The organism is Tardiphaga sp. (assembly GCF_044340795.1).
Lineage (GTDB): Bacteria > Pseudomonadota > Alphaproteobacteria > Rhizobiales > Xanthobacteraceae > Tardiphaga.
In genome coordinates this window covers 1-4,069 of sequence record NZ_JBIISY010000379.1, presented here as the reverse complement: position 1 = coordinate 4,069, position 4,069 = coordinate 1, and the positions used below count along the sequence as shown (strand labels likewise).

5 protein-coding genes are annotated in these 4,069 nt (G+C 63.8%); all 5 read right to left on the bottom strand.

What is annotated here, in order from left to right; translation table 11 throughout:
• Positions 1 to 243: 243 nt before the first annotated feature.
• Positions 244 to 861, bottom strand: coding sequence for a 30S ribosomal protein S4 (rpsD, locus tag ACIQ17_RS31730; RefSeq protein WP_398473499.1), 618 nt, complete (start codon positions 859 to 861; stop codon positions 244 to 246).
• Positions 862 to 1,158: 297 nt separating this feature from the next.
• Complete coding sequence (locus ACIQ17_RS31725) at positions 1,159 to 1,542, bottom strand: cupin domain-containing protein (RefSeq protein ID WP_398473498.1); 384 nt, start codon at positions 1,540 to 1,542, stop codon at positions 1,159 to 1,161.
• A 79-nt stretch (positions 1,543 to 1,621) separates the two neighbouring features.
• Positions 1,622 to 2,416: a glutamate racemase gene (gene murI, locus ACIQ17_RS31720; protein WP_398473497.1), complete on the bottom strand. Its 795-nt coding sequence runs from the start codon at positions 2,414 to 2,416 to the stop codon at positions 1,622 to 1,624.
• Positions 2,417 to 2,504: 88 nt separating this feature from the next.
• Positions 2,505 to 3,044 (bottom strand): MOSC domain-containing protein, encoded by a 540-nt coding sequence (locus ACIQ17_RS31715; protein WP_398473496.1) that lies wholly within the window; start codon positions 3,042 to 3,044, stop codon positions 2,505 to 2,507.
• Between the two features lie 8 nt (positions 3,045 to 3,052).
• Positions 3,053 to 4,069, bottom strand: a 1,017-nt coding sequence (purB, locus tag ACIQ17_RS31710) for an adenylosuccinate lyase (protein WP_398473495.1), incomplete at its 5' end; no start/stop codon positions are given.

The window sequence follows — 4,069 nt, the reverse complement described above, 5'->3', positions numbered from 1 at the left end:
AAGGGCATGCGAGCATCCGTATTGTTTGGATGGAGCCTACCCTGTGATCGTCAGCGCTTCCACACATGCGCCTGTCATCACCCGCATAAGCGGGTGATCCAGTAGACACCTGCGGATGTGAGTAAACTCGGGGCCTGAGTTTACTGGATCGCCCGGTCAAGCCGGGCGATGACAGGATGAGCGTGTAGGCCAACAAAAAAGGCCCCGGAAAACCGGGGCCTTTTCATCTTCGTCGCTAAGCGATTAGCGCGAATAGAATTCGACGATCAGATGCGGTTCCATCTGCACGGCGAACGGGACGTCCGACAGTGCGGGAATGCGGATGAAGCGAGCGCTCATCTTGTTGTGATCGGTTTCGACGTAATCCGGCACGTCACGCTCGCCGAGCTGCGAGGCTTCGAGAACGACAGCGAGCTGCTTCGAGGATTCCTTGACCTCGATGACGTCGCCGACCTTCACGAGGTAGCTCGAAATGTTGACGCGCTTGCCGTTCACGCGGACATGGCCGTGATTGATGAACTGGCGGGCAGCGAACATGGTGGCGACGAACTTGGCGCGATACACCACGGTGTCGAGGCGGCGCTCGAGCAGGCCGATCAGGTTTTCACCGGTGTCGCCCTTGAGGCGGGACGCCTCGACGTACACGGCATAGAACTGGCGTTCGGAAATGTTGGCGTAATAGCCCTTCAGCTTCTGCTTGGCGCGCAGCTGCGTGCCGAAGTCCGAGAGCTTGCCCTTGCGGCGCTGGCCGTGCTGGCCGGGGCCGTATTCGCGCTTGTTGACCGGAGACTTGGGGCGACCCCAAATGTTCTGGCCCATGCGGCGGTCGATTTTGTACTTGGCTTCACTACGCTTTGTCATCGCGTCCTCGATGTTTGAACAGTGGATGTGAGGAGACGCGCCCTCCTGTATGCCGGATGATCTTTTGAAGGATATCCCGGCACCGACAGGCTCATTCCCAAAGCTGGGAGGAGAACCACGGGTGCGAAACGCTTCGCGGGCCGAAAACGGCCCGCGAGCAGGGCGGTTTCTAGGGGGCGGGGCCGGTTATGTCAATTCAAAGACAGGGCTTTTTGCCGTTTTGGCGGCCCGGCTGGTGGTTTCGCAGCCGAAATCGCCGCCTTGGCCGGTAAAAACCCGATTCCCGCCGGTTCTAGCCTATTTCGGGGCCGGTGTGGCCACCGGCTTGCCGTCCTCGACCACATAGATCGCCAGCAGCTTGAGCCCCTTGGCGCCCGTTTTCACGTCATGCGGGATGCCGGCGGGCACCGCGTAGGAATCGCCGGTCTTCAGCTCCTTATCTGCTTGCCCCTCGATGATCAGCGTGGCTTCACCATCCAGCACATAGCCGGTATCGACGCCCGGATGCGTGTGTCGGCCGGCCAACTGGTTCGGACCGATCTCGGCGACGACGGTCACGATGTGATGGCCGGCGGGATATTTGATGTCCTGCAGCGGGGTGCGCTTGATGCCCTGCGCAGAGGCGGCGCCCATCCCGGCAACGGCCGCAACGGTGAGTCCGAGTATCAATTGTCTGAACATGCTCATCTCCCTCGCCGGCCTCTTGTCGGGCCGGCGTGACGGGAGGCTAGCAGTGCGCAGGGGAAAGTCGAGGCGAAGCTTAGGCCGCGACCCGGCCGCCGAAGAACGGCGCCAGTGTTTCCGGCCAGGCATGGCGCTTGCCGGACGTATAGAGCAGCACGGCATCGCCATGCAGTGCGCCGGGCTGGAGATCACCGATCAGGCCGACCACGCGGCGTGCAATGGCGGGCGCCGGATCGATCCAGACCACCGGCCATGGTGCGAGGCGGGTGAGCTCATCCAGCAGCAGCGGATAGTGGGTGCAGGCGAGGACCACGGTGTCGGTGCGGGCGCCGGCGGCGTCCTGGATGAAGCAGGGAGCGATCTCGTTGAAAATGTCGGTGTCGGTGATACCGCCACTGCCGCTGAGCGCGCCTTCGGCCAGCGAGGCGAGATTGGCGGAGCCGACCAGCGTGACGATGCAGCCGCCGCCGAATTCGCGGATCAGCGTCTGGGTATATTCGCGCTTCACGGTGCCCGAGGTGCCGAGCACGGACACACGCTTGGTCAGCGAGCCTGCGCAGGCGGGCTTGATGGCCGGCACGGTGCCGACGAAGGGCACGCCGTAGGCGGCACGCAGATGCGACAGCACGATGGTCGAGGCGGTGTTGCAGGCGATCACGACCATGTCAGGCCCGTGCGTAGCGATCAGCTCGCCCATCAGCGGCACGACACGGTCCACCAACGCCTGCTCGCTGTGCTGGCCATAGGGGAAGAATGCGTCATCGGCCACATAGACGTAGCGCGCATCCGGCCGCGCCTTCGCAATCTCGCGCTGGACGGTGAGGCCGCCGAGACCGGAATCGAACACGAGGATGGTGGGGCGCGTGGGCATCATGAGAGGCTAGGGGAGGATGGTTACCGCGGGGTTGCCGATCAAGATAGGAGCATTCGGGCTTTTTCGGGAAGGGCTGGATACCGAGCTAGACGGGCTGCAGCGATTTCGGCGGTCCCGACGGCATCTCGATCCGTATCCCATCGCCCGGCGCGACTTCGCCATCGGCCAGCACCACGGCCATCACGCCGGCCTTGTAGATGAGCCTGCCAGCGGCATCGCGATCCAGCGTCGCCGTCTTCAACCCGTGCTGAAACCTGTCCATCAGCGTGCAGGGCTCGCGCAGGCCGGTGAGTTCGATCACAGCGCTCGCCCCGAAATATAGCCGCGTGCCTGTCGGCAGCGCTGCGAGGTCGATCTCCGATGTCGTGATGTTCTCGCCGAGATCGCCGGGCGCAATCGCAAAACCCTTGCCGCGCAATTCGTCGAACAGTTCTGACGGGATCAGATGCACCTGGCGCAGGTTCGGCTTTGTCGGATCGCGGCGGCGATCGTAGCGGTGCTGCACCGTCGCACCCACATGGCCGTCGCCTTCGACGCCAAGGCCGCTGAGCAGGCGGATGCTCAACGCCGGTGTCTTGCTGAAGTGATGGCCGCGCCGCAGGCTGACGGCGACGACGCGGGCCATCCTGTCGATCAGCTCGCGCCGAACACGCGCTTGAAGATCGTATCCACATGCTTGAGGTGATAGCCGAGGTCGAACTTCTCGGCGATCTCGTCGTCGCTGAGATACTTCTTCACGTCGGCATCGGCCTTCAGCAGCGTCTGGAAGTCGCCTTCGCCGCGCCACACCGGCATCGCGTTGCGCTGGACCATCTTGTAGCTGTCCTCGCGCGATGCGCCCTTCTGCGTCAGCGCGATCAGCACCCGCTGGGAATGCACGAGGCCGCCGAGGCGGTCGAGATTCTTCTGCATGTTGGCGGGATAGACCAGCAGCTTCTCGATCACGCCGGCCATGCGGTTCAGCGCGAAGTCGAGCGTCACCGTGGCATCAGGGCCGAACATGCGCTCGGCGGAGGAATGCGAGATATCGCGCTCGTGCCACAGCACCACGTTTTCGAGCGCCGGGGTCACATAGGCGCGCACCATGCGCGACAGGCCGGTGATGTTTTCGGTCAGCACCGGATTGCGCTTGTGCGGCATCGCCGACGAGCCCTTCTGGCCTTCCGAGAAAAACTCCTCGGCTTCCAGCACTTCGGTGCGCTGCATGTGGCGGATCTCGACGGCGAGGCGCTCCATCGAGGAGGCGATGACGCCGAGGGTCGCAAAATACATGGCGTGGCGATCGCGCGGGATCACCTGGGTCGAGATCGGCTCCGGCTCCAGGCCCATGGCCTTGGCGACATGCTCTTCGACGCGCGGATCGATCTGCGCAAAGGTGCCGACGGCGCCGGAGATGGCGCAGGTGGCGACTTCCTTGCGGGCGGCGACGAGGCGCTCGCGGTTACGGGTGAATTCGGCATAGGCGAAAGCGAGCTTGAGGCCGAACGTGACCGGCTCGGCATGGATGCCGTGGGAGCGGCCGATAGTCGGCGTCATCTTGTGCTCGAAGGCGCGGGTCTTCAGCGCGGCGAGCAGGCGGTCGATATCGGCGATCAGGATATCGGCGGCGCGCACCAGCTGCACCTTGAGGCAGGTGTCGAGCACGTCGGA